This window comes from Mycobacterium farcinogenes, assembly GCF_019739075.1.
GTDB classification, from domain to species: Bacteria; Actinomycetota; Actinomycetes; order Mycobacteriales; family Mycobacteriaceae; genus Mycobacterium; species Mycobacterium senegalense.
The window spans coordinates 5,061,153-5,086,339 of the sequence record NZ_CP081673.1 but is presented as its reverse complement, the minus strand read 5'-3'; the positions used below and the strand labels follow the sequence as shown (position 1 = coordinate 5,086,339).

24 protein-coding genes and 2 riboswitches are annotated in these 25,187 nt (G+C 67.2%); of the genes, 14 read left to right on the top strand and 10 right to left on the bottom strand.

All coding sequences use genetic code 11. The annotated features are described in order from the left end of the window. The first annotated feature begins 32 nt into the window (after positions 1-32). The 3 genes from K6L26_RS24320 to K6L26_RS24310 are packed head-to-tail and all read left to right on the top strand — an operon-like array spanning position 33 to position 1,569. Positions 33-398: a DUF742 domain-containing protein gene (locus K6L26_RS24320; protein WP_036388874.1), complete on the top strand. Its 366-nt coding sequence runs from the start codon at positions 33-35 to the stop codon at positions 396-398. Continuing rightward, positions 379-990, top strand: a complete 612-nt coding sequence (locus K6L26_RS24315) for a GTP-binding protein (protein WP_036388873.1) — start codon at positions 379-381, stop codon at positions 988-990. Before K6L26_RS24320 ends, K6L26_RS24315 begins: the two co-directional genes overlap by 20 nt. 3 nt (positions 991-993) lie before the next feature. Further along, complete coding sequence (locus tag K6L26_RS24310) at positions 994-1,569, top strand: pentapeptide repeat-containing protein (RefSeq protein WP_064898119.1); 576 nt, start codon at positions 994-996, stop codon at positions 1,567-1,569. A 176-nt stretch (positions 1,570-1,745) separates the two neighbouring features. Here the strand turns inward: K6L26_RS24310 and K6L26_RS24305 are convergent, their stop codons facing one another. Further along, positions 1,746-4,412, bottom strand: coding sequence for an FHA domain-containing protein (locus K6L26_RS24305; protein ID WP_019345091.1), 2,667 nt, complete (start codon positions 4,410-4,412; stop codon positions 1,746-1,748). A gap of 76 nt (positions 4,413-4,488) precedes the next feature. Between K6L26_RS24305 and K6L26_RS24300 the strand changes: the two genes are divergently transcribed. Continuing rightward, complete coding sequence (locus K6L26_RS24300; RefSeq protein ID WP_221851791.1) at positions 4,489-6,231, top strand: outer membrane protein assembly factor BamB family protein; 1,743 nt, start codon at positions 4,489-4,491, stop codon at positions 6,229-6,231. On the opposite strand, the gene K6L26_RS24295 is transcribed toward K6L26_RS24300, so the two are convergent. Together K6L26_RS24295 and K6L26_RS24290 are read right to left on the bottom strand one after the other, a co-directional pair. After that, a complete protein-coding gene (locus K6L26_RS24295; RefSeq protein ID WP_221851789.1) occupies positions 6,228-7,136 on the bottom strand; it encodes a diphosphate--fructose-6-phosphate 1-phosphotransferase in 909 nt (302 codons plus the stop codon). The two genes, K6L26_RS24300 and K6L26_RS24295, sit on opposite strands and share 4 nt — an antisense overlap. Positions 7,137-7,143: 7 nt before the next feature. Further along, positions 7,144-8,367, bottom strand: a complete 1,224-nt coding sequence (locus K6L26_RS24290; protein ID WP_221851788.1) for an NADH:flavin oxidoreductase — start codon at positions 8,365-8,367, stop codon at positions 7,144-7,146. Positions 8,368-8,405: 38 nt separating this feature from the next. On the opposite strand from K6L26_RS24290, the gene K6L26_RS24285 reads away from it, so the two are divergent. From K6L26_RS24285 to K6L26_RS24270, 4 genes are all read left to right on the top strand, one after another. After that, positions 8,406-9,257, top strand: coding sequence for a bifunctional methylenetetrahydrofolate dehydrogenase/methenyltetrahydrofolate cyclohydrolase (locus K6L26_RS24285; protein WP_221851786.1), 852 nt, complete (start codon positions 8,406-8,408; stop codon positions 9,255-9,257). Then, positions 9,254-9,547, top strand: coding sequence for a DUF3017 domain-containing protein (locus K6L26_RS24280; protein WP_019348871.1), 294 nt, complete (start codon positions 9,254-9,256; stop codon positions 9,545-9,547). The genes K6L26_RS24285 and K6L26_RS24280 overlap by 4 nt, the downstream gene beginning before the upstream one ends. A 134-nt stretch (positions 9,548-9,681) precedes the next feature. After that, positions 9,682-10,302, top strand: a complete 621-nt coding sequence (locus tag K6L26_RS24275) for an acyl-CoA-like ligand-binding transcription factor (RefSeq protein ID WP_047036423.1) — start codon at positions 9,682-9,684, stop codon at positions 10,300-10,302. Continuing rightward, on the top strand, positions 10,299-11,843 hold the full coding sequence (locus tag K6L26_RS24270; RefSeq protein WP_221851784.1) for an FAD-dependent monooxygenase: 1,545 nt from the start codon (positions 10,299-10,301) through the stop codon (positions 11,841-11,843). Before K6L26_RS24275 ends, K6L26_RS24270 begins: the two co-directional genes overlap by 4 nt. Before the next feature lie 7 nt (positions 11,844-11,850). On the opposite strand, the gene K6L26_RS24265 is transcribed toward K6L26_RS24270, so the two are convergent. Genes K6L26_RS24265 through K6L26_RS24255 form a run of 3 tightly spaced genes read right to left on the bottom strand, consistent with a single transcriptional unit; the run spans position 11,851 to position 15,058 of the window. After that, positions 11,851-12,579, bottom strand: coding sequence for a class I SAM-dependent methyltransferase (locus K6L26_RS24265; RefSeq protein WP_019343009.1), 729 nt, complete (start codon positions 12,577-12,579; stop codon positions 11,851-11,853). Continuing rightward, a complete protein-coding gene (metX, locus tag K6L26_RS24260; RefSeq protein WP_076210237.1) occupies positions 12,576-13,706 on the bottom strand; it encodes a homoserine O-acetyltransferase MetX in 1,131 nt (376 codons plus the stop codon). The genes K6L26_RS24265 and metX overlap by 4 nt, the downstream gene beginning before the upstream one ends. 20 nt (positions 13,707-13,726) lie before the next feature. After that, positions 13,727-15,058: a bifunctional o-acetylhomoserine/o-acetylserine sulfhydrylase gene (locus K6L26_RS24255; RefSeq protein WP_047036425.1), complete on the bottom strand. Its 1,332-nt coding sequence runs from the start codon at positions 15,056-15,058 to the stop codon at positions 13,727-13,729. 133 nt (positions 15,059-15,191) lie between these two features. Continuing rightward, positions 15,192-15,311, bottom strand: a riboswitch (SAM riboswitch). A gap of 277 nt (positions 15,312-15,588) precedes the next feature. On the opposite strand from K6L26_RS24255, the gene K6L26_RS24250 reads away from it, so the two are divergent. After that, positions 15,589-17,829, top strand: a complete 2,241-nt coding sequence (locus K6L26_RS24250) for an NADP-dependent isocitrate dehydrogenase (RefSeq protein WP_064898133.1) — start codon at positions 15,589-15,591, stop codon at positions 17,827-17,829. A gap of 93 nt (positions 17,830-17,922) precedes the next feature. On the opposite strand, the gene K6L26_RS24245 is transcribed toward K6L26_RS24250, so the two are convergent. After that, complete coding sequence (locus K6L26_RS24245) at positions 17,923-18,756, bottom strand: epoxide hydrolase EphH (protein ID WP_043367590.1); 834 nt, start codon at positions 18,754-18,756, stop codon at positions 17,923-17,925. An 89-nt stretch (positions 18,757-18,845) separates the two neighbouring features. Here K6L26_RS24245 and K6L26_RS24240 point away from each other — a divergent pair, with 89 nt between their 5' ends. Next, positions 18,846-19,637, top strand: coding sequence for an exodeoxyribonuclease III (locus K6L26_RS24240; RefSeq protein ID WP_036390037.1), 792 nt, complete (start codon positions 18,846-18,848; stop codon positions 19,635-19,637). Here the strand turns inward: K6L26_RS24240 and K6L26_RS24235 are convergent. After that, positions 19,628-20,245 carry a TIGR03086 family metal-binding protein gene (locus K6L26_RS24235; RefSeq protein ID WP_019343015.1) on the bottom strand — a complete coding sequence of 206 codons (618 nt, stop codon included), beginning with the start codon at positions 20,243-20,245 and terminating at the stop codon, positions 19,628-19,630. The genes K6L26_RS24240 and K6L26_RS24235 overlap by 10 nt on opposite strands. 75 nt (positions 20,246-20,320) lie before the next feature. Here K6L26_RS24235 and K6L26_RS24230 point away from each other — a divergent pair, with 75 nt between their 5' ends. Genes K6L26_RS24230 through yhjD form a run of 3 tightly spaced genes read left to right on the top strand, consistent with a single transcriptional unit; the run spans position 20,321 to position 22,794 of the window. After that, positions 20,321-20,707 (top strand): MarR family winged helix-turn-helix transcriptional regulator, encoded by a 387-nt coding sequence (locus K6L26_RS24230; protein ID WP_019343016.1) that lies wholly within the window; start codon positions 20,321-20,323, stop codon positions 20,705-20,707. A 33-nt stretch (positions 20,708-20,740) separates the two neighbouring features. Further along, a complete protein-coding gene (trpS, locus tag K6L26_RS24225) occupies positions 20,741-21,757 on the top strand; it encodes a tryptophan--tRNA ligase (protein WP_036388859.1) in 1,017 nt (338 codons plus the stop codon). Positions 21,758-21,777: 20 nt separating this feature from the next. Beyond that, positions 21,778-22,794, top strand: coding sequence for an inner membrane protein YhjD (gene yhjD / locus K6L26_RS24220; RefSeq protein WP_076210229.1), 1,017 nt, complete (start codon positions 21,778-21,780; stop codon positions 22,792-22,794). 211 nt (positions 22,795-23,005) lie between these two features. On the opposite strand, the gene K6L26_RS24215 is transcribed toward yhjD, so the two are convergent. Beyond that, on the bottom strand, positions 23,006-23,323 hold the full coding sequence (locus K6L26_RS24215; protein WP_036388858.1) for a DMT family transporter: 318 nt from the start codon (positions 23,321-23,323) through the stop codon (positions 23,006-23,008). 12 nt (positions 23,324-23,335) lie between these two features. Beyond that, positions 23,336-23,400, bottom strand: a riboswitch (guanidine-III (ykkC-III) riboswitch). Positions 23,401-23,422: 22 nt separating this feature from the next. Between K6L26_RS24215 and K6L26_RS24210 the strand changes: the two genes are divergently transcribed. Then, the gene (locus tag K6L26_RS24210; RefSeq protein WP_221851783.1) at positions 23,423-24,280 is read left to right on the top strand and encodes a nitronate monooxygenase; all 858 of its coding nucleotides are present in this window, start codon (positions 23,423-23,425) and stop codon (positions 24,278-24,280) included. A gap of 225 nt (positions 24,281-24,505) precedes the next feature. Here the strand turns inward: K6L26_RS24210 and K6L26_RS24205 are convergent, their stop codons facing one another. After that, the gene (locus tag K6L26_RS24205) at positions 24,506-25,168 is read right to left on the bottom strand and encodes a hypothetical protein (protein ID WP_064894782.1); all 663 of its coding nucleotides are present in this window, start codon (positions 25,166-25,168) and stop codon (positions 24,506-24,508) included. Positions 25,169-25,187 lie beyond the last annotated feature (19 nt).

The window sequence follows — 25,187 nt, the reverse complement described above, 5'->3', positions numbered from 1 at the left end:
CCTCTGTCCCCTTCTGCCTTCGCGAGGTGCCTGTGGACGAACCAGAACCCACCGATCGACCGAGTTTGGTGCGGCCGTACACGTTGACGGCCGGCCGTACGGACTCGCGCGTGCACCTTCCGCTGGAAGCGCCGGTGCAAAAAACCGACACGACGCGCGAACCGCGTTGGACGGGGCACGATGTGCGCGCGCAGATCGTAGAGTTGTGCACCGGCACCCCTTCGGTTGCCGAGATTGCCGCACATTTATCCCTCCCGCTCGGCGTGGCGCGCGTGCTGATCGGGGACCTGGTGACGCAGGGTTATCTACGGGTGGAAGCCACCCTCGACGACTCGGCTAGCTTCGACGAACGCCGCGAATTGATTGGAAGGACCCTGCGTGGCCTACGAGCACTCTGAACCCCGCTCGGCCTCCGGCGGTGGCGCCCCCCGACGTGGGGCCGCCTCGACGAAGATCGTCATCTCAGGCGGGTTCGGCGCAGGCAAGACGACCTTCGTCGGTGCGGTCTCCGAGATCATGCCGCTGCGCACAGAAGCGTTGGTTACCAACGTGTCTGAGGGCGTCGACGCCCTGGACGGCACCCCGGACAAGCGCACCACCACGGTCGCGATGGACTTCGGCAGGATCACCCTGGACGAGGACCTGGTGCTCTACCTGTTCGGCACGCCCGGCCAGCGCAGGTTCTGGTTCATGTGGGACGACCTGGTGCGCGGTGCGATCGGCGCGATCATCCTGGTCGACGTGCGCCGGCTGCAGGACAGCTTCGCCGCAGTCGACTTCTTCGAGGCCCGCAAGCTGCCGTTCATCGTCGCGGTCAACGAGTTCGACGATGCGCCAAAGCATCCCACTCAGGCCGTGCGCAAGGCGCTGGCCCTGCCGGAGCACATTCCGGTGGTGGCCGTCGATGCCCGTGACCGCAACTCGGCCAAGGCCGCACTGATCGCGGTAACCGAATACTCGTTGAGCACGCTGTCCGCGTTGCCCGGCTGAGGCGTGGCAGCCGACGAGACCACCTGGGCGGACCGTGAATTCACCGGTGTGGACTTCCGTGCCGAGGAATACGACGGAGTTCTGAGCCGGTTGCGCACCGAGCGGGTGGTGTTCACCGAGTGCGACTTCAGCGGTGTGGACATGTCCGAGTCGAAGCATCTCGGCTCGGCGTTCCGCAATTGCACGTTCCGCCGCGCCACACTCTGGCACAGCGAGTTCACCAACTGCAGTCTGCTCGGTTCGGTATTCAGCGAGTGCCGGCTGCGGCCGATCAAGATCGTGGAATCGGACCTGACCCTGACCGTGCTCGGCGGCTGCGACCTGCGCGGCGTCGACCTGTCGGACTGTCGCTTGCGAGAGGCCAGCCTGGTCGGGGTTGATCTGCGCAAAGCGGTGCTACGGCAGGCGGATCTGACCGGCGCGCGGGTGCAGGACGCGAAGCTCGACGAGGCCGATCTACGCGGCGCGCGCGTCGACCCCACCTTCTGGACCACCGCGAAACTGCGCGGTGCCAAGATCGACATCGCCCAGGCGCTGGCTTATTCCGCCGCCCATGGTCTCGACGTCCACGGCGGGTAAGACTCACTCACCGCTCTCGCACGCCGTTTGTCACGCCAGAGTGACTGCCGTCGTCCAGTGTCACGCCAGCGTGGCAGCCCGATTTGCTTTGTCACGCCAGAGTGGCGCCCGAAGCCGAGCGCCACTCTGGCGTGACAAAGACAACGACAAAGACAACGACAAAGAGCGGGCGATACTCAGCCGGCCTTCAGCCGGATCCGCCAGCGCACGAAGCCGGTGTAGACGATGCAGAGCAGCAGCAGGATGCCGATGTTGACCAGCCACACGGTCGGGGTGTGCTTCCAGTGCGAGTCGGCGGGCAGCAGTGGCGGCGGCACCAGGCGGGTCAGGTCGATGGTCGACGCGGACGCCGCGAAACCCCAGCGCGCCGGAGTGATCCACGACAGCTGATCGAGCACCACGCGGTCCGTCACCGGGATCATGCCGCCGGAGAACACCAACTGGCTCATCACGGTGACCACCAGCAGGGGCATGATCTGCTCGGCGGAGCGGGCCAGTGCCGACAGCGCCAGGCCCACCATCGCCGAGGCCACACACGTCATGGAGATGTCGATGAACAGCTCCAGGTTGCGGCCGCTGATGAAGGCCCCGCTCTCGGCGGAGCCCGGGCCCCAGCCCTTTCCGATGATCGTGATCACCGTGACGATGGCGGACTGGAGCACCGCGAACACGGCGAAGACCGCGATCTTCGCAAGCAGGTAGGCCGTGGTCGACAGGCCGACTGCCTGCTCACGACGGAAGATGGCCTGCTCGCCGATCAGCGCCCGGATGGTCAGCGCGGTGCCCATGAAGATGGCACCGACGTTGAGCATCACCAGGATCTGGCCCGGCTCGTTGGGTGCGGCGCCGCCCTGGACGGCCGGCACCGGCAGGCCGAACCCGACATCACCGGGTACCGACAGCGACAGCACGCCCATGATGAACGGCAGCATCAACAGGAATGCGGTGTAGCCGCGGTCGGACACGATCAGCCTGACTTGGCGCCGGGCGATCGTGGACAGCTGCCGGAACAGGCTGGTCTTGGCCGGCTCGCCCAGGTCGCCGGGCTGTGCCGACGACGCCGCGGCCGCGGGCGCCGGACCGGTCCGGGCCAGATACTTGCGGTTGGCCTCGGCCGGGTCGCCGGCGACGGTGCTGAAGATGTCGGCCCAGTTGGTGGTGCCGAGCTCAGGGCCGATCTGGTCGGGTGGGCCGCAGAACGCGGTCTTGCCGCCGGGGGCAAGCAACAGCACCTGATCGCACACGTCGAGGTAGGTCAAGGAGTGCGTGACGACCAGCACCACGCGGCCGGCGTCGGCCAGCTGGCGCAGCATCGTCATCACCTGGCGGTCGAGCGCGGGGTCCAGACCCGAGGTGGGCTCGTCGAGGATCAGCAGCGACGGGCCGGTCAGCAGTTCGAGCGCGACCGAGGCGCGCTTGCGCTGCCCGCCGGACAGCTTGTCGACCCGGGTGTCGAGATGCTTGGTCATCTCGAGCTCCTCGAGCACCTGCATGACGACCTGTTCGCGGTCTTCCTTCGTGGTGTCCGGCGGCAGTCGCAGCTCGGCGGCGTACATCAGGGCCTGCCGGACGGTGAGCTGGCCGTGCACCACGTCGTCCTGGGGGACCATGCCGATCCGGGACCGCAGCGAGGCGTACTCGGCGTGCACGTCGTGGCCCTCGAACGTGATGGTGCCGCTGGTCGGATGTGTGTAGCCGGCGACCTGTTTGGCGAACGTCGACTTGCCCGCACCCGACGGGCCGATCACGGCGGTGAGGGTGCCGGGCCTGGCATCGACGGAGATGTTGTCGAGCAGCGTCTTGTTGCCCTCGATGGTCCACGTCAGTCCGCGCACCTCGAGGCCGCCGGTGCGGGTGTCGGCCTCGGTCTCGCTGCGGCGCACCAGGGTGCCGCCGGTGAACACCAGGTCGACGTTGCCGATGGTGACCACGTCACCGTCGTGCAGCACCGCGGACTCCACTCGGGCGCCGTTGACGAACGTGCCGTTGATGCTGCGCTCGTCACGGATCTCGGTGCCGCCGGTCATCGGGATCAACGTCGCGTGATGCCGCGAGGCCAGCACGTCGGGGATGACGATGTCGTTGTCGGTCGCGCGGCCGATCTTCACCGCACCTGCGGGCGCCGGCGCGGTGCGCCCTGGCCGCAGGATCTTCATCATGCTGGTGGCGATGTTGCCGCCGGCTTCGCTGCTGCCGCGAGCCGAGCCGGCGGCCGGTGCCATCGAGGTCGGTGCCGCGGACGGGTTCGGGGCGCTGCGGACCGGCTGGGACTGATAGGCCTGTGGCCCGCTGGGGTGGCCGGTCTGCGGACCGCTCGGGTAGCCGGTCTGCGGGCCGCTCGGGTACCCGCCCTGGGGTCCGCTGGGATATCCGGTGGGTGCGGTGGGGTAGCGCGGCTGCGGCCCCGAGGAGTAACCGGGACGCGGCGCCGCGGGCGGCTGACCGTATTGCGGACGCCCGGGTGCGGCGGCCTGAGTGGGCCAGGCGCCGCTGGGCCGGTTGCCGACGGGTACGGCCGCGGTCGGGGTCCGGCCGACCGACCCCTGGTGTCGTCCGACCTCGAACGTCAACTGGGGCCCGTCCGGGTTACCGATGTTGACGACCTGGCCATCGTGGATGTCGATCGAGGGCACCCGACGGCCGTTGGCATACATGCCGTTGAGGCTGCCGTTGTCGATCGCGACCCAACGACCTTGGTCGAAGCGCAGCACCAGGTGCGCGCGTGAGATCAGCGGGTGGGCAATGCGGACGTCGGCGCGGAGGTCTCGGCCGATGACGACATCGTTGCCCGGGGCAAAGGTACGGGTCGATCCGTCGTAACGAACGGTCAGCGCAGGGCTCATCGCGCTCAACTCTATCGGTAGTTCTCACCGGGGCTGGGCCGTTGCGGAGGTGTCGCGGCGTGTGACGATGGCTCACATGGTTTCTGAAGGGGCGCAGAAGACGGCCGGCCGGGTGCTCGGCGTGCTGCGGACGCTCGGCACGATGCTGGCCGGGGCGGCGGTGGTGTGGTTGGTGTGGGCGGCAGTGTTGGGTGCCTGGGCGAGGTTGGGCGCGGCACGCAGCACCGGCGAAAGCGCCTGGTACGTCGTCGGCCTGCACCGGTGGGGCGAGGCCCTGCCCAACCGCATGGCGCTGATCGTGGGCATCGTCGCGGTGGTGCTGATCGCCGCGATGGCCTACAGCGTCTGGCGCGGCCACACGGGCCGGGATCTGGCGGCTACGCCGGCCGGAACCGCGGGCGTGGCTGCGCTGCTGGTCATGGCTTACGTCACCCAGGGCATTCCGGCGTTCTACCGCGCAGCGATGGACAACTCACCGGTGACCGCGGCTCTGCCGGCCGGGATGGCGTCGTGGTGGTTGGGGCTGGCCGGAGTGGCGGCGACCTTCCTGGCGGCACGGGCTTTCCCTCTGTTGGAGCGCACCGCGGTGAAGTTGCTGGCTGTCGGCGCAGCGATCGCGGTGGTGGTTGCCGCGGTGGTGACGGTGGGCGCGTTTCGCGCGGGCGACGACGCGCGCTTCCTCGATGCGACGACGGCGCCGGCTACCGGTGTGCCCGCCGTGCCCGACGCGCTGGGCAAGCGAACGTTCACGGTGTCTGTGCCCGACGCCTTCGAGGGGGACAAGCACGAGCCCGGCCGCCAGATCGTGGCTGCGGGAGCCGGTTTCGTGGTCTACGGCGATCACCGCATCACCGCGTACGGCGCCGACGGCAAGGAACGCTGGCACTTCGCGCGCACCGGACCCGGCGGCGTGACGGTCAACGGCATGCGGGTGTTCGACAACGGGGCCACGGTGGTGGCCTTCGTCGACAAGGGTCTGGTGGGACTCGACGCCACCACGGGCGAGCGGCTGTGGGCCAATGCCGACGACCAGATGATGTACGCGCTGGCCGAAGTTCCCGGCTACAACCTGGAAGCGCCATTCGTGGTGTATCGCGACGACCGGGTGTGGGTGCGCTTCGACACTCGCACCGGCGCCCCGAAGTGGTCGGTGCCCGCACCGCACGCTGATTGCGCCTTCCCGCCGCGCGCGGTGGACACCCGTGCGTGGTTGGTGTCGGTGGTGCAATGTCCGTCCGAGCAGGGCAACGCGATCCGGGTGCTCGCACTCAACCCCGACAACGGCGAAACCGTCTGGGACCACGAGGTGTTCAAGGGGCAGGCCGACGCCACCGCGGTGGCCACCCCGGCCAATGCGGTGGGCATCTTCGTTCAGTTCGGTGGGGCCGGTGCACCGCCCGGGATCTCCTACGTCAACGTCGTGGACAAGACGGTGACCGCGCTGCCGGAGCGCGGCACGGGCGAACCTTCACTCGGCCCGGGTGACGACTTCCTGTTCTCCGGCCGCGACGGCGGCCGTCAGCTACTGCTGTTCGGTCCCGACGGCAAGCAGAGATGCGCCGGCGCCCAAGGCATCCGCGGCAGCCAGACCCGCCTGGTGGGACAGGGGGGAGGCTTGGCGTACTTGTCGTTCGCGAACGGCTTCACCCTCGCGGACAGCTCAGATCAGGGCTCGTTGCGCACCTTCGACGCGAAAACCTGTGCTCAGACCTCGGCTGTGCCCGCGGCGTCGGTCGAGGGTTTCGTCCCGGTGCCGGGTGCGGTGCTGGTCCTGCGGCGTGACGGGCAGTCCCTGCAGATCGACGGGTACACCGGCTAGGCGGGCGTATTGGCAAGGGCCGGAACGGCTTCTTCCGGGTAGCGGTCCTGGGCGTCCCAGACGTCGGCGGTCTGCACCGCCCAGAACACCGCGAACAGCACGATGAGAATGAGTTCGACGGTGATCACGCCGAAGTGCCAGCCGAGGACCAGCAGCACGACGCCGGCCACGATCGTGATGAGCATGAGCGCTGCGATGGTGGCGTAGAACCGCGCCAGGTGCTGGCGCACGGCCGCCCTGGCATAGCACGCGTGGTAGACCGCCACCAGGGTGATGGCCAGAAACATTGCCACGGAGGCGATTACGTGTGCGTGCTGGGCGAACCAGCCCCACAGCATCAGCGGCGCCCCGGCCACGGAAATGACCAGCAGCGCCGCCGGAAGCCACTTTTCCACCCGCAACAGCGCGGTGGCGATGGTCTTCCACAGGGTGGCGGCCTCGGCGCAGGAAGGCTCGGACGCCACCGGTGGCTCTTGCGGTCGCCGCCAGCGGCCCAGCGCCAGATACATTCCGGTGCCCGCGGCGACGGCCACGAACAGCGCGGCGACGTTGTTGGCGACGCCGCCGAAGGGGTCGGCGACGGTGGGAAGCCACGGCCGGCACAGGTCACCGGGGCCGGTGGGCACCAACGCCACGATGAAGGCCATGAACCCGGAGTAGTTCAGCAGCGCGTCTTCACCGATGCGGCTGCCTTTGTAGGCGATCAGGCAGATTCCGATCGCGCACAACGAGGCCAGGAAAACCGCGTGTGTGCGGGTGTAGAAGAACGCGCTGATGGACCCCTGCGGGCAAGTGTCCGCCCACGTCAATGCCAGTGAGGTCAACAGGAACACCACCAGCGCAACGAGTCCGACGCGCACATAGCGGTAGGTCACCATGGTGTCGCTGGGGTCGTTACCAACCATGGAGCTATTAGCTCACGAGCGAGTCCGGGGCCCCCGTCACCACGCAGTGGGTATGGCGGTAGATCGTGGGCATGCACTCATTGCAGTGCGTGCACAGCGATTTCACGGAACCCTTTTCGCTTTCGGCCTTGATCCGGTTGAGCAGGTCCGGCTCGGCCAGCAGTGCGCGGCCCATCGCGACGAAGTCGAAGCCCGCCGCCATCGCCCGGTCCATGGTCTCGCGGTTGGTGATGCCGCCCAGCAGGATGATCGGCATGGTCAGCTCGGCGCGGAATTTTTCGGCGTCACGCATCAAATACGCCTCGTGATACGGATATTCGCGGAAGAACTTGTTGCCGCTCATCCGGATACCCCAGCTGATCGGGGGTTTGAAGTTCGCCGCGAACTCCTTGACCGGGGCGCCGCCACGGAACAGGTACATGGGGTTGACCAGCGAGCTGCCCGCGGTGAGTTCGATGGCATCCAGCCCGCCGTCCTCCTCGAGCCACTTCGCTGTCTGCAGGGACTCGTCGATCGGGATGCCGCCGCGGACTCCGTCGCTCATGTTGAGTTTGGCGATGACGGCGATCTTGCGGTCACCGTGTTTGTCGACGGCGTCGCGCACCGCGCGCACCACTCCACGGGCCACCTTCGCCCGGTTTTCCAGCGATCCGCCGAACTCGTCGGTGCGGCGGTTGATCAGCGGGGACAGGAACGAACTGGCCAGGTAGTTGTGGCCGAGGTGCACCTCGACGGCGTCGAATCCGGAGTCGATGGCCAGCCGTGCGGCGTTGGCGTGTGCGGCGGTGACGTCACGAATGTCGTCGATCGATGCCTTCTTGGCGAATCGCATCGACAGCGGGTTGAAGAACCGCACCGGCGCCAGCGCCGGGGCCTTGTTGGTTCGGGAGTTGGCCACCGGCCCGGCGTGGCCGATCTGGGCGCTGATGGCCGCGCCCTCGGCATGGATGGTCTCGGTGAGCTCGGTCAGGCCGGGCACGGCCTCGGGCCGCATCCAGATCTGCCAGCCGTCGGTGCGGCCACCGGGGGCCACCGCGCAGTAGGCCACGGTGGTCATGCCGACGCCTCCGGCCGCGGGCAGGCGGTGGTAGTTGATCAAATCCTCGGTGACCAGCGCGTCAGGCGTGGACGCTTCGAAGGTGGCGGCCTTGATGATGCGGTTACGCAGCGTCACGGGGCCGAGTTTGGCCTCACTGAAAACATCAGTGAACACATTGGGCTGAGTGTTCATAGGTGGAGCTTGCCACGCCACCTGACACAATGGCACCCGTGGGTGCGATTGTTTTGGACGGTAAGGCCACGCGTGACGAGATCTTCGTCGACCTCAAACAGCGCGTAGCGAAGTTGGCCGAAGCGGGGCGGACGCCCGGGCTGGGCACCGTGCTGGTCGGCGACGACCCCGGATCGCAGGCCTATGTGCGCGGCAAGCATGCCGACTGCGCCAAGGTCGGCATCAACTCGATCCGCCGCGACCTGCCCGCCGATATCACGCAGGCCCAGCTCGACGCGACCATCGACGAGCTCAACGCCAATCCGGACTGCACGGGCTACATCGTGCAGCTGCCGCTGCCCAAGCACCTCGATGAGAACGCCGCGCTCGAGCGCATCGATCCGGCCAAGGACGCCGATGGCCTGCACCCGACCAATCTGGGCCGGCTGGTGCTCGGCAAGGACGCGCCGCTGCCCTGCACCCCGCGCGGCATCGTGCACCTGCTGCGCCGGTTCGAGGTGCCGATCGCCGGGGCTCATGTCGTGGTGATCGGCCGCGGCGTCACCGTAGGTCGGCCGATGGGCTTGCTGCTGACCCGGCGGTCGGAGAACGCCACCGTGACGCTGTGCCATACCGGCACCCGTGACCTGCCCGCGTTGACCCGGCAGGCCGACATCATCATCGCCGCGGTGGGTGTGCCGCACATGGTGACCGCGGACATGGTCAAGCCGGGCGCGGCCGTCGTCGACGTCGGCGTGAGCCGGGTGGACGGCAAGCTCACCGGTGACGTCGCCCCGGACGTCTGGGACGTGGCCGGGCACGTGTCGCCCAACCCGGGTGGCGTCGGCCCGCTGACGCGGGCATTCCTGCTGACCAATGTCGTCGAGCTCGAAGAGTCGAAACTGGCGTGACGGCAAAGGAGTTCGTCCGCAAGGTGGTCGCCGGGCAGTGGCCGATCCTGGTGGTTGGGCTGATCTTCATCGCGGCGTTCGTCTTGGTGGTGGCGGGCTACTGGCGCCGCGGTGCGCTCATCATCGGTATCGGGGTGGGGGCGGCGGCAGCGCTGCGGTTGGCCCTGACCGATGACCGGGCCGGTCTTCTGGTGGTGCGCTCGCGCACCATCGACTTCGCGACGACGGCGACGGTGAGTGCGGCGGTGCTCTACATCGCCTGGACCATCGACCCGCTCGGTACCAGCTAGCAGGCGGCTTCGAACAACGCCACCCACTGTGGGGCGGCTGCGACGATCGGCTCTGGCCGACCTTCCGATCTTCACAGTAAATGCCCAGGAGGCAAGATTGCCCATTGGGCAATTTTTCGCCTACCGTGGTCGGCATGACCGGACTGCGGGAACGCAAGAAGCTCGACACCCGACGGGCGCTCAGTGATGCGGCTCTGGCCCTGGCGTTCGAGCGGGGACTGGAGAACATCACCCGTGAGGACATCGCCAGCCTGGCGGGTGTCTCACTGCGTACGTTCACCAACTACTTCGCCGGCAAGTACGACGCGCTCGCGTACCGACAACAGGAACGCATGCGCCGCAGCATCGATCTGCTGCGGTCGCGCCCGGCCGGCGAGCCGTTGTGGACCGCCATCACCGAATCGGTGATGGCCCCGCTGGACGCTGACTTCGATGACGTCTACGGCGCAGAGAACGCGATACCGACTCGCCGGCAACTGGCCGAGGTTCGCAAACTGCTGATGATCCCGGAAATTCGCGACGCCACATTCCGGGGGCTGAACGAGGAGTGGGTAGCCGCGATCGCTGAGCGGACCGGAACCGATCCCGAACGGGACATGTATCCGCGTTTGGTCGCCGCGGTAGTGCGGGCGGTCGGTGACGTGGTGATGGACGAGTACGGGAATGCCGATCCGCCAGTGGCTTTCGCCGGATTGCTTCGCAAGGGGTTCGCGGCGGTAGCCGCGGGCCTGCCCGAACCGGGAAGGAACTCATGAACGAGCACAGGGTGGACGTCGTCATCTCAGGTGCCGGCCCCAACGGGCTGTTGGTGGCAGGGGAGTTGGCCTTGGCCGGGGTGCGGCCCCTGGTGTTGGAGCGGCTGCCCGAGCCCAGCGCGGAGCTCAAGGCCAACGGCATTGTGGGACAGGCCAATCGGGTGCTCGATCTGCGCGGACTCTATCAGACGCTCAGCGGTGCGGGCGCGGTACCGGAGCCGATGAACGGCTATATCTTCGCCGGCATGCAGGTGCCGTTCGTCGACGTGGTCGACAACCCGATGTACGGCATGCTGATTCAGCAACCCCGGGTGGTGCGACAACTCGTGGACTGGGTGCGGGGCCTGGGCGTCGAAATCCGTTGGGGGAATGAACTCGTCGACTTCGAGCAGGGGGCCGAAGGCGTCGTTCTGCACGTGTCCGCACCAGGGGGTGACTACCGGCTGCCGGCTACCTACCTCGTCGGCGCCGACGGCGGCCGCAGCCCCGTGCGCAAGAGGGCCGGCATCGAGTTTCCCGGTCTGACCACCGACGTGGTGGCCCGGGTGGCGCACGTCAGCCTGCCTGAGGAATTCCGGACCGCGCCGGGATGCCTCGACATCCCCGCCGTAGGCCGCATACCGTTCGGGCACAACAGATTCGATGGCGGAGTATTGATCTATGCCGAGTTCCAGGAGGGGCGTTCCATGCTCGGAACCGTCGAATACGGTTCCGTTCTTCCCGACGACGTACCAGAGCTGACGATCGATGAGCTGCGCGAGAGCGTGAAGCGCGTGGTGGGTGCCGACCTGCCGATCGCGCCGCCGGACGGACCGGGTCCGCATGCCCTGCGGCGGATCAACGGCCAGAACACCCGTCAGGCCGCGCAGTACCGGGCGGGCAACGTCTTCCTGGTCGGGGACGCGGCCCACGTGCACTCGGCCATGGGTGGCCCAGGGCTCAACCTCGGCCTGCAGGACGCGATGAATCTGGGATGGAAACTGGGCGCGACGGTGCGGGGTTGGGCTCCGCAGGGGCTGCTGGACAGTTACCACAGTGAGCGTTGGCCGGCGGGGCAGCGGGTGATGATGCACTCCATGGCCCAAGCCGCCCTGATGGCTTCCGGTCCCGAAGTCACCGCGCTGCGAACGCTTTTCGGTGAACTGCTGGCGACCCCGGACGGCGCGGCCCACATCGCCGGATTGTTGGCCGGTTCCGATGTCCGCTACGACGTCGGTGACGGCCACCGGCTGTCCGGGTTCTTCGTGCCTGATTTCGTGCTGGACGATGGGCGTCGGGTCGCCGAGCTGCTGCGCTCGGGCCGGCCGCTACTGCTCGACCTGTCGGCAGGCGACTACGGCGACGTCGTTCACCGGTGGCGTGACCGGGTGGACTTCGAAGTGGCGACGACGCCCGCGGCAGATCGGCCCGCCGCAGCCCTGCTGATGCGGCCCGACGGCTACGTCGCCTGGGCGGCAGACGAATTCGATGAAAATGGGCTACGGGCGGCGTGCGCGCGCTGGTTCGGCCCGGAGGTCGAGGCGTCCGCGCTCAGCGCCTGAGGGTGCCTCAGCCGAGGGTGGCCCTGATCCCGACCGTCACGTAGGGCAGCGCCAGTCCCGACGTATTGGCCAGCGCCGGATGGGTGGCAAGCAGTTCGCGCACCTGCTCCAGCGTCCGGGTGCGCACCTGCTCCGGTGAGGTGATGCAGTAGCTGCGGGAGGCCACCAGGTCGATGAGGGCCTGGGGCGTCAGGTAACTCGTCCACTCCACCTGATGACGTTCGATCTCGCCGAACGGCTCAGCCAGCGTCACCTCGTTGTTGAACGGGTCGTGTTCGGGGCCGATGATGCGGCCCAGGTCCTTGACCCAACCGGAGCGTTCGTCGCGGGTGTTCCACACCAGGCCCAGCCGGCCGCCGGGGCGCAGCACTCGGCTGACCTCCTTGACGGCCCGCTCAGGGTCGAACCAGTGCCAGGCCTGCGCCACCAGCACGGCGTCGACACTGTTGTCGGCCAGCGGGATCTCCTCGGCCGTACCCAGCAGCGCGGGGGTGTCCGGCAGTGAGTTCGACAGCAGCTCAAGCATTTCCGGGATGGGGTCCACGGCGATCACGTCCAGCCCGCGCTCGACGAGCCGGGTGGTCAGCTTGCCGGTGCCCGCGCCCAGGTCCAGCACGTCGTGCGCCCCCTCGGGCAGCAGCCAGTCGATCGCCTCCGGCGGATACGACGGCCGGCCCCGTTCGTAGGCCGCGGCTTCCGAGCCGAAGGACAGAGAACGCTGCTTGGGAGAGCTCACCGCTGTGCCAGCTCCAGTGTGCGGCGGATCAATTTGCCGACCACTTCCGTCTCGACCAGGAAACCGTCGTGTCCGTAGGCCGAGTCGACCACGTCCAGGCCGCTACAGCCGGGCAGTAACTCGGCCAGTTCCTGCTGTAGCCGAATCGGGTACAGCCGGTCGGAGGTGATCCCACCGACGATGACGGGCACCGGACAGCTGCGCAGTGCGCTGGCGACACCGCCGCGGCCCCGGCCCACATCGTGCGTCGACAACGCATCCGAAAGGGCTACATAGGTGCCGGGATCGAACCGGCGGGCCAGCTTGCCGCCCTGGTACTCCAGGTAGCTCTGCACTCCGTAGCGTCCGCCGGCGGTCGGATCCTCGTCGCCCTGGGCGTCGTTGCGGAAACGTTCGTCGAGTTCTTCCTCGCCCCGATAGGTCAGGTGCGCGAACCGCCGGGCGATCTCCATGCCGGCCAACGGGGCCCGGTCGGTGTCGTAGTAGTCGCCGCCCTGCCAGTCCGGATCGGCCTTGATAGCGGCCACCTGGGAGCTCTGGGTACCGATCTGGTCGGCCGTGGCGCGGGCGCCGACCGCCAGCACCAGCCCGGCTCGCACTTCGTCGGGATGCCCGACGAGCCATTCCAGGGCGCGCGCTCCGCCCATCGACCCGCCGACCACCGCCGCCACCTCGGTGATGCCGAACGCGGCCAGGGCGGCGCGGTCGGCCTCAACCTGATCGCGGATGGTGATCTGGGGAAACCTTGAGCCCCAAGGCTTTCCGTCGGGTGCGAGCGAGCCGGGGCCGGTGGAGCCCTGGCAGCCGCCGAGCGCGTTGGTCGAGATCGCACACCACTGGTCGGTGTCGATCGGGGCGCCGGGTCCGGCCACCCCGTCCCACCAGCCCGCGGTCGGATGGCCGTCGCCGGCCGGTCCGGTGACGTGGGAGTCGCCGGTCAGCGCGTGCAGCACCATCACCACGTTGTCGCGCGCGGGCGACAGTTCACCCCAGCGCTGCACGGCGATCGACACATCGGGCAGGACAGTGCCGTTCTCGAGCGTCAGGTCGCCGATGCGCACGATGCACGTCTCGCCTTCGGCAGGCAAAGGGAGGGTGGACACGGCCGGTTCTTCGGTGATCGTCATGCCGGTCTTCTCTCGCCGTCCTACACCGTCGCCGGAGTCTGTGCGACGCCGCTGAACGGACGGGCCGCGGCGAATCCCTGCTCCAGGTCGGCCAGGATGTCGTCGATGCCCTCGATGCCGACCGCCAGCCGCACCAGGCCGGGGGTGACACCGGTGGACAACTGCTCCTCGGGGGAGAGCTGGGCGTGCGTGGTCGAGGCGGGGTGGATCACCAGCGAGCGCACGTCACCGATGTTGGCGACGTGGCTGTGCAGGGTCAGCGCGTTGACGAACGCCTTACCGGCCTCCACGCCACCGGCCAGTTCGAACGCCAACACGGCGCCGGTGCCTTTCGGGGCGATCTTCTGGCCCAGCTCGTACCAGGGCGAGGTGGGAAGTCCGGCGTAATTCACCGAGGTGACGCCGGAGTGCCCGGCGAGGTATTCGGCGACCTTCTGCGCATTGGCCACGTGGCGTTCAACACGCAGCGACAGCGTTTCCAATCCCTGCGCGATCAAAAAGGCGTTGAACGGCGAGAGCGCGCTGCCCAGATCGCGTAGCAGTTGCACGCGCGCCTTGAGCGCGTAGGCGGGTGCCCCGAGCTCGGCGAAGACCACGCCGTGGTAGCTCGGGTCCGGTGTGGTGAAGCCGGGGTGGCGGCCCTGCGTCCAGTCGAAGTTGCCGCTGTCGACGATCACGCCGGCGATCGCCGAACCGTGACCGCCCAGGTATTTGGTGGCCGAGTGCACCACGATGTCGGCGCCCAGCGCGATCGGCTGGATCAGGTACGGCGTGGCGATGGTGTTGTCGACGATCAGCGGGACGCCGTTCTCGTGCGCCACCGCCGAGACGCTCGGGATGTCGAGGATGTCGATCTGCGGGTTGGAGATGGACTCGGCGAAGAAGGCCGTGGTGTTGGGCCGGACGGCCGCGCGCCAGCTGTCGAGGCTGTCCGGATCTTCCACGAAGCTGACCTCGATGCCCAGCTTGGGCAGTGTGTAGTGGAACAGGTTGTAGGTGCCGCCGTAGAGCCGCGGGCTGGACACGATGTGGTCGCCGGCGCCGGCCAGGTTGAGGATGGCGAACGTCTCGGCGGCCTGGCCCGAGGACAGCAGCAGCGCGGCGACTCCGCCTTCGAGTGCGGCGATGCGCTGCTCGACCACGTCGGTGGTGGGGTTCATGATCCGCGTGTAGATGTTGCCCGGCTCGGCCAGGCCGAACAGGGCGGCGGCGTGATCGGTGTCGCGGAATGTGTACGACGTGGTCTGGTAGATCGGTAGGGCCCGGGCGTTGGTGGCGCTGTCCGGGGTCTGGCCGGCGTGAACCTGCTTGGTCTCGAATGACCAGTTGGCGGCGATCTCAGGGTTTGTCATGGCTGGGGTATCTCCTCCGGTGACGGGACGAGGAAGGTCAGGGGTGTGGTCGGCTTACCTAAGGGTTCACTGACACATACACATGGCTGGCCTCCATCAGGTTTCCCTGTCTGTCTGGGGGCCCGTACCGTCGGACCCGCGCTTGCCTTACAGCCGTGGACGACTGCTCAACCTGGTCATCACCCGGGGCACCCCACCGCGGTTGGAGGGTTGCCGGCCAGCAAGCCGGGGCTTGATGCTGACACTCATGACCGGCCTGCAGCTTATCGCAACGCGCTGAGACCGTGCCAGTCGGTTCTTCGGGGTGTTTGCCCGTTTTGTGCGAGCCGGACTGAAAAGCGTTCATCTGCGCGGGCGAAGGTAGGTGTCGGGCGCCTGAACACGAGTCAAAGTTACTGGTCAGTAATGAAAGCTGCCCCTTCGAGGCCGTTCCCGTCCTTGTAGTCTGGCCGCGACACAAGAGCAGCGAATAACCACGAGTGACAACGAGTGATCCTCGTCGAACCGAGACTGACGCCGGGAGAGCAACCATGACTGCCCAGCAGCCGACCATCATCTACACGCTGACCGACGAGGCGCCGCTGCTTGCGACGTACTCCTTCCTGCCGATCATCCGCGCCTTCGCGGAACCGGCGGGTATCGACATCCAGACCAGTGACATCTCGGTGGCGGCCCGCATCCTGGCCGAATTCGGCGACTACCTGACCGACGAGCAGAAGGTCCCCGACAACCTCGGCGAGTTGGGCCGGCTGACCCAGCTCCCCGAGACCAACATCATCAAGCTGCCCAACATCAGCGCCTCCGTCCCGCAGCTCACCGCCGCGATCAAGGAACTGCAGCAGAAGGGCTACGCCGTCCCCGACTTCCCGGGCGACCCGAAGACCGACGAGGAGAAGGCGATCCGCGATCGCTATTCAAAGATCCTCGGCAGCGCGGTGAATCCGGTTCTGCGCGAAGGTAACTCGGACCGTCGCGCCCCCAAGGCGGTCAAGGAGTACGCGCGCAAGCACCCGCACAGCATGGGCGAGTGGTCGCAGGCGTCGCGGACCCACGTGGCCACCATGAAGACCGGCGACTTCTACCACGGTGAGAAGTCGATGACGCTGGACAAGGCGCGCAACGTGCGCATGGAGCTGGAAACCAAGGGTGGCGAGACGATCGTCCTCAAGCCCGAGGTCAAGCTCGACGAGGGTGACGTCATCGACTCGATGTACATGAGCAAAAAGGCGCTCATCGAGTTCTACGAGGAGCAGATCGAGGACGCCTACAAGACGGGCGTGATGTTCTCGCTGCACGTCAAGGCGACCATGATGAAGGTCAGCCACCCGATCGTGTTCGGCCACGCCGTCAAGGTCTTCTACAAGGACGCCTTCGCCAAGCACGAGAAGCTGTTCGACGAGCTCGGCGTCAACGTCAACAACGGCCTGTCCGATCTCTACAGCAAGATCGAGGCGCTGCCGGCCTCGCAGCGTGAGGAGATCATCGAGGACCTGCACCGCTGCCACGAGCACCGCCCCGAGCTGGCCATGGTGGATTCGGCCAAGGGCATCTCGAACTTCCACTCGCCGTCCGATGTCATCGTCGACGCGTCGATGCCGGCGATGATTCGCCTCGGCGGCAAGATGTACGGCGCCGACGGCCGCACCAAGGACACCAAGGCGGTCAACCCGGAGTCCACGTTCTCGCGGATCTACCAGGAGATGATCAACTTCTGTAAGACCCACGGGCAGTTCGACCCGACCACGATGGGCACGGTGCCCAACGTCGGCCTGATGGCACAGAAGGCCGAGGAATACGGCAGCCACGACAAGACCTTCGAAATCTCCCAGGCCGGCGTCGCCAAGATCGTCGACATCGACACCGGAGAGGTACTGCTGAGCCAGGAGGTCGAAGAGGGCGACATCTGGCGCATGCCCGTCGTGAAGGACGCGCCGATCCGGGACTGGGTCAAGCTCGCCGTCAACCGCGCCCGGCTGTCCGGCATGCCGGTGGTGTTCTGGCTGGACACCGAGCGGCCGCACGAGGTCGAGCTGCGCAAGAAGGTCAAGGCCTACCTCAAGGACCACGACACCGAGGGCCTGACCATCCAGATCATGCCGCAGGTGTGGGCCATGCGGTACACCATCGAGCGTGTGATCCGCGGGCAGGACACCATCGCCGCGACCGGCAACATCCTGCGTGATTACCTGACCGATCTGTTCCCGATCCTGGAGCTGGGCACCAGCGCCAAGATGCTCTCGATCGTGCCGCTGATGGCCGGCGGCGGCCTGTACGAGACGGGCGCCGGCGGTTCGGCCCCCAAGCACGTGCATCAGCTGGTGGAGGAGAACCACCTGCGCTGGGATTCGCTCGGCGAGTTCCTCGCTCTCGGCGCCAGCCTCGAGGATCTGGGCAACAAGACCGACAACGACAAAGCCAAGGTGCTGGCCCACGCGCTCGACACCGCAACCGGAAAGTTGTTGGACGAGAACAAGTCCCCGTCACGTAAGACCGGCGAGCTGGACAACCGCGGCAGCCAGTTCTACCTCGCGCTGTACTGGGCGCAGGCGCTGGCCGAGCAGACCGAGGACAAGGAGCTGGCCGCGCACTTCGCGCCGCTGGCCAAGTCGCTCGGCGAGCACGAGCAGGCCATCGTCTCCGAACTCAATGCGGCCCAGGGCAAGCCGGCCGACATCGGTGGCTACTACTACCCGGACCCCGACAAGACCGCCGCGGTGATGCGTCCGAGCAAGACGCTCAACGACACGCTGGCGGCCTCCGCGAAGGCCTAGCCTGCGCTCAGCTCTCCGAGTCTGCGCTCAGATCGTCGAAACGCCCGATTCTTCGATCTGTGCGCAGACTGGATGCCCTGCGCGCGTGGTCGATTACCCCGTCGCGCGGGCCGGGTCGATGTGGCGATCGACGAACTCGGTGATCACCCGGGTGATGGTGTCGGGGGCTTCGAACATGGGCACGTGCCCGACGCCCTTGAGGGTGGTGACGACGGCGTCCGGCGCCAGGCTTCGGGTGAAGTGCCGGGTGAACCGCGGGGCCGGCAACACCCGGTCCTTCTCGCAGATGACGAGCTGGGTCGGGGTTCGCGAGTCGGCGATCTCCATCAGCCCCGCCGTGGTCAGGGCCTTGACCATGAGTTTGAAGTAGGCCGGGCAATGTGCCAGGTCTTCGATCAGATCGCGACGGTCGCTGTCGTTGAGCACGTCGGGCGTCGCGCTCACCGCGACATATGAAATCTGCTTGGTGAGCGGAAATTTCAGCAGCTGCTCACGCAACACCGCGGTGGACAGCACGATCGGCAGCGCTGCCATGAACTTGGCGATGATTTCGTACTTCGCCAGCGTGTGCATCGACCAGCCGCCGGCCGGGGCGATACCGGTCAGGGTGCGGGCCCGGCCACGTCGTTCCAGCTCGAAGGCCACCCAGCCGCCCAGGGAATTGCCGACGATGTGCGCGGTGGTCCAGCCGAGTTCGTCGAGGCGGCGTTCGACGTCGTCGGCCAGTGACGCGACGTCGAGGAGCAGTGGTGCGTGCGCGCCACCGTGGTGACCGGCCATGGTCGGGGCGAACACGTCGTAGCGGCCGGTCTGGGCGAGTTGCGGCGCGACGTACTTCCACACGCTCTGCGAGAGCAGGAACGGATGCAGCAGCAGGATCGGATCGCCGTCGGGAGTGCCGAGGTGGATCGGAGCACGTTCAGCCATGCCGCCAGACATTAAGGTGATACCGCCGGTACCGCAAGGCCCTGTCGGTGCCGATCGGTAGGGTCTGGGCCGTGGCATCTCCGGCACCTCTGACCGTCAGCACCATCAACGTCAACGGGATTCGCGCAGCGGTCAAGCAGCGCTCCACCGACAACCTCGGCCTGCTGCCGTGGCTGAAGGAAACCGAGGCCGACGTGGTGTGCCTGCAGGAGACCCGGGCCGACGACGAACAGCTCAGCGATGCCTTGGCGCCGGCGCTGGCCGACGGCTGGAACCTGGCTTCGGCCGTCCCGCATGTCAAGGGTCGCAACGGCGTTGCGGTGCTGTCCCGGCATCCCATCGAGGCGGCCCGGCTGCTGGTCTCCGATGAGTTCGAGGCTCACGGGCGCTACCTCGAGGTGGATACCGCGGGGGTGACGGTGGCCAGCGTCTACGTCCCCACCGGGGAGGCGGAGACGGAACGTCAGCTGGAGAAGGAACGGTTCATGGCCACCATCGCCGCCCGGATGGCCGAGCTGCTGGAGCATGATGCGGTGCTGTGCGGGGACTGGAACATCGCCCACACCGAGAACGACATCAAGAACTGGAAGGGCAACGTCAAGAAGGCGGGGTTTTTGCCCAGTGAGCGGGCCTGGCTCACCGAGCTGCTGGGCACCGGTTGGGTGGACGTGGTGCGGGTGCTGCATCCCGACGTGGCCGGACCCTACAGCTGGTGGTCATGGCGCGGTAAGGCTTTCGACAACGATGCCGGCTGGCGCATCGACTATCACCTGGCCAGCCCGACGCTGGCGGTCAAGGCCACCTCGGCGCGGGTGGACCGGGCCGAGCTGTACGCCCTGCGGTGGTCGGATCACTCACCGGTGACGGTCTGCTACGGCTGACGCCAGTTGGGCCGACGGCCCAGGTGTAGCAAGGCCTTTTCGAAATCCGTTGCCGCCGAGGCGTTGACCGCCCGGTCGAACGGAACGGCCGCCGCGTCGCGGACGTCGCCGTCGGGGATCGCCATGACCAATGGCAGCAGGGCCGTGACCACGTCGTCCGGCAGTTCGTACCGCGCGCCCATCGACGCGGCTACGTCCCACCCGTGCACGGCGTAGTCCACGAAATGGAACCCGATCGCCAGAGCGCCGGGAAACGTCGCGTTCGGCCCGAATTCGGGTAATGCGAATGTCGTCTCCATGACCCCGTCGGCGGCGAACGCGTCGAGCACGTCATGGGCGGCAGCGGTGTAGCTGCCGGCCGGGTCGGCGCGCACAGTGTCGGCCACGGTCGCGACGTCCCAGGCCGATTCATCGGCGCCCTGGCCGCGGGCTGCGGCGGCGAACCCGCGGTGCTGGACGGTCATGTGCGCCAGCAGGTCTGCCAACGTCCATCCGGCGCAGGGGGTGGGCCGGTCCAGGTCGGATGGGCGTACTGCGCCGACGACCTCGACGGAACGCAGGACGGCGAGGCGGTGTAACGGGCGTAGGTCCGTCTCAATAGTATGCATACGCTTACGATAAGCGTGAGCACATCATATGGCAACGCTTACCCTGATCCGGTGTCTCGACCCGACCTGGCGGCCATGCTGGCCCCGCTGCTGAGGGAGCTGATCGCTGCCGAGCAGCCGGTGCTCGACGCTCATGGCGTGTCGATGTGGGGCTACGTCGTACTGCTCGCCCTGGATCGCTCCGCGGTGCGGACCCAGGCTGCGTTGGCCGAGGCGATCGGGGCGGACAAGACCCGCATCATCCGCACCCTCGATGACCTGCAACAGCAGGGCTACATCGAGCGCGAAGCCGATCCCGACGACCGCCGGGTGCGACTATTGGCCATCACCGAAGCGGGGCGCGCGGTCAAGGATGCGGTCCAGCGCGAGATTCAGCGCGGGGAGGAGCGGTGGCTGGGGGAGCTGACCGCCGATGATCGGAAAGTGTTCCTGCGAGTGCTACAGCAGCTGACCCCTGAATAACCCGGATGACGTCAGTGCGAAAATCAGAAGATCATGAGTAGCGGAAGCAAACAGGTCGTATTCTCGGGCGCCCAGCCCACCTCCGACTCCCTGCACCTCGGCAATGCCCTGGGTGCCGTCACGCACTGGGCGCAGCTGCAGGACGGTTACGAGGCGTTCTTCTGCGTCGTCGACCAGCACGCCATCACCGTGCCGCAGGATCCCGAGACCCTGCGCCGCCGCACACTGGTGACGGCCGCGCAGTACCTGGCGCTCGGCATCGACCCGACGCGCAGCACCGTGTTCGTGCAGAGCCATGTGGCCGAGCACACCCAATTGGCCTGGGTGCTGGGATGTTTCACCGGTTTCGGGCAGGCCTCACGGATGACGCAGTTCAAGGACAAGTCAACCAAGCAGGGGGCGGAGGCCACCACGGTAGGCCTGTTCACCTATCCGGTGCTCATGGCCGCCGACATCCTGCTCTACGGCACCGATCTGGTCCCGGTCGGGGAGGACCAGCGTCAGCACCTCGAGCTGACGCGCGACCTGGCGCAACGCTTCAACGCCCAATTCGCGGACACATTCGTGGTGCCCGAGGCGATGATCCCCAAGACCACCGCCAAGATCTACGACCTGCAGGATCCGTCGGCGAAGATGAGCAAGTCGGCAGCCAGTGATGCCGGGCTGATCAGTCTGCTCGACGATCCGAAAGCCACCGCCAAGAAGATCCGTTCCGCGGTGACCGACAGCGAGCGCGAGATCCGGTTCGATCAGGAGAACAAGCCCGGCATCTCGAACCTGCTGACCATCCAGTCGGCGGTGACCGGTACCGATGTCGACAAGCTGGTCGAGGGCTATGCCGGCCGCGGCTACGGCGATCTCAAGAAGGAGACCGCCGAGGCGGTCGTGGAGTTCGTCACGCCGATCAAGACCCGGGTGGACGAACTGCTGGCCGACCCGGCTGAGCTGCAGTCCGTTCTGGCCGCCGGGGCAGAACACGCCCGCGAGGTGGCCGGGAAGACCCTCGCTCGGGTTTACGACAGGATAGGGTTTCTCCAGCAAACGTCGTAAACACCGGGGAGGGGTTGGCGGTGAACGAGCCGGAGAAGCCGGGATTCCTGGACCGGCTACGCGCCCGCTTTCCCTGGTTCGACCACGTCATGCGGGCCCAGGAGCGCTACAACGACTGCAACGGCAACTTCTACGCCGCCGGTATCACGTATTTCACGATCTTTGCGCTGTTCCCGCTCCTGATGGTCGGCTTCGCCGCCGGCGGCTTCCTGCTGTCGCGCCGGCCTGAGCTGTTGCAGGAAATCGAGGAACGGATCCGACAAGCGGTGTCGGGTGACCTCGGCCAGCAACTGGTCACGCTGATGGATTCAGCCATCGCCTCCCGCGGCACCGTCGGCGTGATCGGACTCGTGACCGCGGCGTGGGCGGGCCTGGGCTGGATGGCCAACCTGCGTGAGGCGCTGAGCCAGATGTGGGAGCAGCACGCCGAGACCAGCTTCGTCGGCAACAAGCTTTCGGACCTGCTCGCCCTGGTGTCGGCGTTCCTGGCGATGGTGATCACCATCGCGCTGACCGCGCTCGGCGACCCCGCGTTGATGCGTAAGGTGTTGCGCTGGATCGGTCTTCACGACGGCGTGGTCCTCGGCAGCGGGTTGCGCCTGATATCGATCGCCGTGTCCATCTCCATCTCGTGGCTGTTGTTCACCTGGATCATTTCCCGGCTACCGCGCGAACCGGTACCGTTCCGCCGGTCGATTCGGGCCGGCCTGCTGGCTGCCGTCGGCTTCGAGATCTTCAAACAGGTGGCGTCGATCTATCTGCAGTCCGTCCTGAACGGTCCGGCCGGAGCGACCTTCGGCCCGGTGCTCGGATTGATGGTGTTCGCCTATGTCACCGCGCGGTTGATCCTCTTTGCGACGGCTTGGGCGGCGACATCCAAGGAGAGCCTGGCCGAAGCGCCGGTCCTGCCACCGGGCCCCGCGCAGATCGTGACCAGGGTGCAGGTCCACGAGGGGGTAGGGGTGACCGGCGCCTTGGCCGCCGCGGCGATGGGAGCCATTGGGGCCTTGGGGCTTTCGCGGTTGCTGCGGCGCTAGGGCGTCCGGCCGCACTTGTCGCTTTGTCACGCCCGCTTTGTCACGCCTGCTTTGTCACGCCCGCTTTGTCACGCCCGCTTTGTCACGCCAGAGTGGCGCCCGACCTCGAGCGTCACGCTGGCGTGCACACCCGTCGCCCCTTGTCACGCTGGAGTGGCGCTGACGGTCGACAGCCACTCCAGCGTGACAAAGTGCAGATAGCGCTGCGGTGCTAGTGCGTGACGGCCTTGAGGCCGACGATGCAACCGATCACCCCGAGGATGAGCAGTACCTTGATCACCGAGGCGGATTCGGCGCCGGTGACCATCGCGAAGCCGACGGTGAGTGACGCGCCGATACCCACCCAGACCGCATAACTGGTGCCGGGCGGCAGGCTACGCATTGCGATGGCCAGTCCGATCATCGACAACACGAGGGCCACCCCGAAGACCACCGACGGCCAGAGTCGGGTGAAGCCTTCGGTCTTGCTCAAGGCAGTTGCCCAGACCGCTTCGAGGACACCGGAAACGATGAGAATCAGCCAAGCCATGACACACCTCCAAACATCCCGTCTTGTCGCTGGCCGGGTACGGGTGTGCCTCGTCCGGTGCCATGTGTTGGCGATCCCAATTGTAACAACGACGTAACATTGCAGGCTGTGAGCTTGGCAACCACGTGGTCTCGGTCGATCGGCCTCGATGTCCCTATTGTCAACGCGCCCATGGGTGGCGCCGCCGGGGGCCGGCTGGCCGCGGCGGTCTCCTCTGCCGGCGGCCTGGGCATGATCGGCATGGGAAGTTCGGCGACGGCAGAGCAGTTGACTGCCGAGCTGGCACAACTCGATGGGCGGCGATTCGGAATCGGCTTGGTGCACTGGGTCGCCCAGGATCGCCCGGACCTGTTCGAGGTGGCCTTGGCTGCCCGGCCGGCGCTGTTGAGCGTGAGCTTCGGAGACGACTGGGACTGGGTGCGTCGGGCCCACGACGCAGGCCTGACGGTGACGACCCAGGTGGCCACCGTCGACGCGGCCCGACGCGCAGTGGATGCCGGTGTCGATGTCCTGGTGGCGCGCGGGGCCGAAGGCGGCGGTCATGGTGAGCCGGCAATCGGCACCCTGCCGTTGCTGGCCGAGGTGCTCGACACGGTCGACGTGCCCGTACTGGCCGCCGGCGGAATCGCCTCGCCGCGTGCGGTCGCCGCGGTGCTCGCCGCCGGGGCGGGCGGGGCCTGGGTCGGCACGGCATTCGCGGCATGCGCCGAGGCGCTGACGCCGCCGTCGGCACGGGACGCCCTGCTGGCTGCCGGAAGCGAGTCCACCGAACTCACCACGGAATACGACGTCGCCGCCGGATATCGATGGCCGCCCAGCATTCCGGAGCGCGTGCTGCGCGGGTCGCCGGTCAACGCGGGACAGGGCGTCGGGCGGGTGACGGGTTCGGCCGGTGCGGCCGAGATCGTGCGATCGCTTTCCGAAGGGGCGGCACAGCTACTTGGACGGTGGCGTTGACCGGACCTGCCGAACCGCCGAGAGCGGCGGCGGTTCGGCAGGTCCCGCCCTGTATTTAACTCCAACGGCAATAACGTGTCAGCGGAATCGGCAAATTCATGATCAGTTGCTTGGTTCGGTCATGCTTGGTCGCTGAACTGAGGTTGTCGGCGCCGAGATGACGTTGCTGGATCGACTCCGGGCAGATACCGAGCCCGAACAGCCGTCGAGCAAGACAGCCCGTCGCTATGCGTGCTCGGCCTTCGCCGCACCTCGCTTCGCCTTGGCGATGAACCGGATGATCAGCGCGGCCAGGACGATCATCAGGAACGGTCCGTAGAACTCGGTATAGGTGACGCCCCGGCGCCAGTAGGCGATGAAGAACGTGAACCAGATGACATAGCTGCCGGTGAGGTGCAGGCGTTTCCACGTGGAGTACTGCATGCGCTTGGCGACCCGGTCAAATGAGGTGACGGTCATGGCGATGATGAATCCGTAGGCGATGAAATCCAGGACGAACACGCCGTGCGGGGTCGGGTCGACGACGCGGGTCTCGAACCGCTGTGAGTTCAAAACGATTGTCGCGACGATGAATCCGGCGTGGACGAGATGGGATCCGGCGAACCCGACGCCGAGATAGCGGCGGTTACGGCGGATCCACTTGGTGGTGTCGTTCGGCCACAACTGATAGAGCGACGACGCGGTGAAGGCGAGCAGGAACAGGATCGCCGATGTTCGGGCGGTGATGCGGATGCCGAGATTGGCCCCGTTCACACCGCCCACAGCCCACGCGGCGAGGGTGGAGCCGACGGCGATCGCCGCGATGAGCGACCACGTCAGTGTCCAGCCCGACAGCACGGACTCGCGAGGGGCGCGGCTGGTCGGTGTGGTGCGTTGTTCGAAGATCACGCCATCGAGTCGAACACGA

Excerpts from the sequence above, each read along its gene's own strand:
- K6L26_RS24305 (WP_019345091.1), bottom strand. The coding sequence starts at position 4,412 with ATGAGCCCTGCGCTGACCGTTCGTTACGACGGATCGACCCGTACCTTT.
- K6L26_RS24300 (WP_221851791.1), top strand. The coding sequence starts at position 4,489 with ATGGTTTCTGAAGGGGCGCAGAAGACGGCCGGCCGGGTGCTCGGCGTG.
- K6L26_RS24295 (WP_221851789.1), bottom strand. The coding sequence starts at position 7,136 with ATGGTTGGTAACGACCCCAGCGACACCATGGTGACCTACCGCTATGTG.
- K6L26_RS24290 (WP_221851788.1), bottom strand. The coding sequence starts at position 8,367 with ATGAACACTCAGCCCAATGTGTTCACTGATGTTTTCAGTGAGGCCAAA.
- K6L26_RS24275 (WP_047036423.1), top strand. The coding sequence starts at position 9,682 with ATGACCGGACTGCGGGAACGCAAGAAGCTCGACACCCGACGGGCGCTC.
- K6L26_RS24270 (WP_221851784.1), top strand. The coding sequence starts at position 10,299 with ATGAACGAGCACAGGGTGGACGTCGTCATCTCAGGTGCCGGCCCCAAC.
- metX (WP_076210237.1), bottom strand. The coding sequence starts at position 13,706 with ATGACGATCACCGAAGAACCGGCCGTGTCCACCCTCCCTTTGCCTGCC.
- K6L26_RS24255 (WP_047036425.1), bottom strand. The coding sequence starts at position 15,058 with ATGACAAACCCTGAGATCGCCGCCAACTGGTCATTCGAGACCAAGCAG.
- K6L26_RS24250 (WP_064898133.1), top strand. The coding sequence starts at position 15,589 with ATGACTGCCCAGCAGCCGACCATCATCTACACGCTGACCGACGAGGCG.
- K6L26_RS24245 (WP_043367590.1), bottom strand. The coding sequence starts at position 18,756 with ATGGCTGAACGTGCTCCGATCCACCTCGGCACTCCCGACGGCGATCCG.
- K6L26_RS24235 (WP_019343015.1), bottom strand. The coding sequence starts at position 20,245 with ATGCATACTATTGAGACGGACCTACGCCCGTTACACCGCCTCGCCGTC.
- K6L26_RS24230 (WP_019343016.1), top strand. The coding sequence starts at position 20,321 with ATGCTGGCCCCGCTGCTGAGGGAGCTGATCGCTGCCGAGCAGCCGGTG.
- trpS (WP_036388859.1), top strand. The coding sequence starts at position 20,741 with ATGAGTAGCGGAAGCAAACAGGTCGTATTCTCGGGCGCCCAGCCCACC.
- K6L26_RS24215 (WP_036388858.1), bottom strand. The coding sequence starts at position 23,323 with ATGGCTTGGCTGATTCTCATCGTTTCCGGTGTCCTCGAAGCGGTCTGG.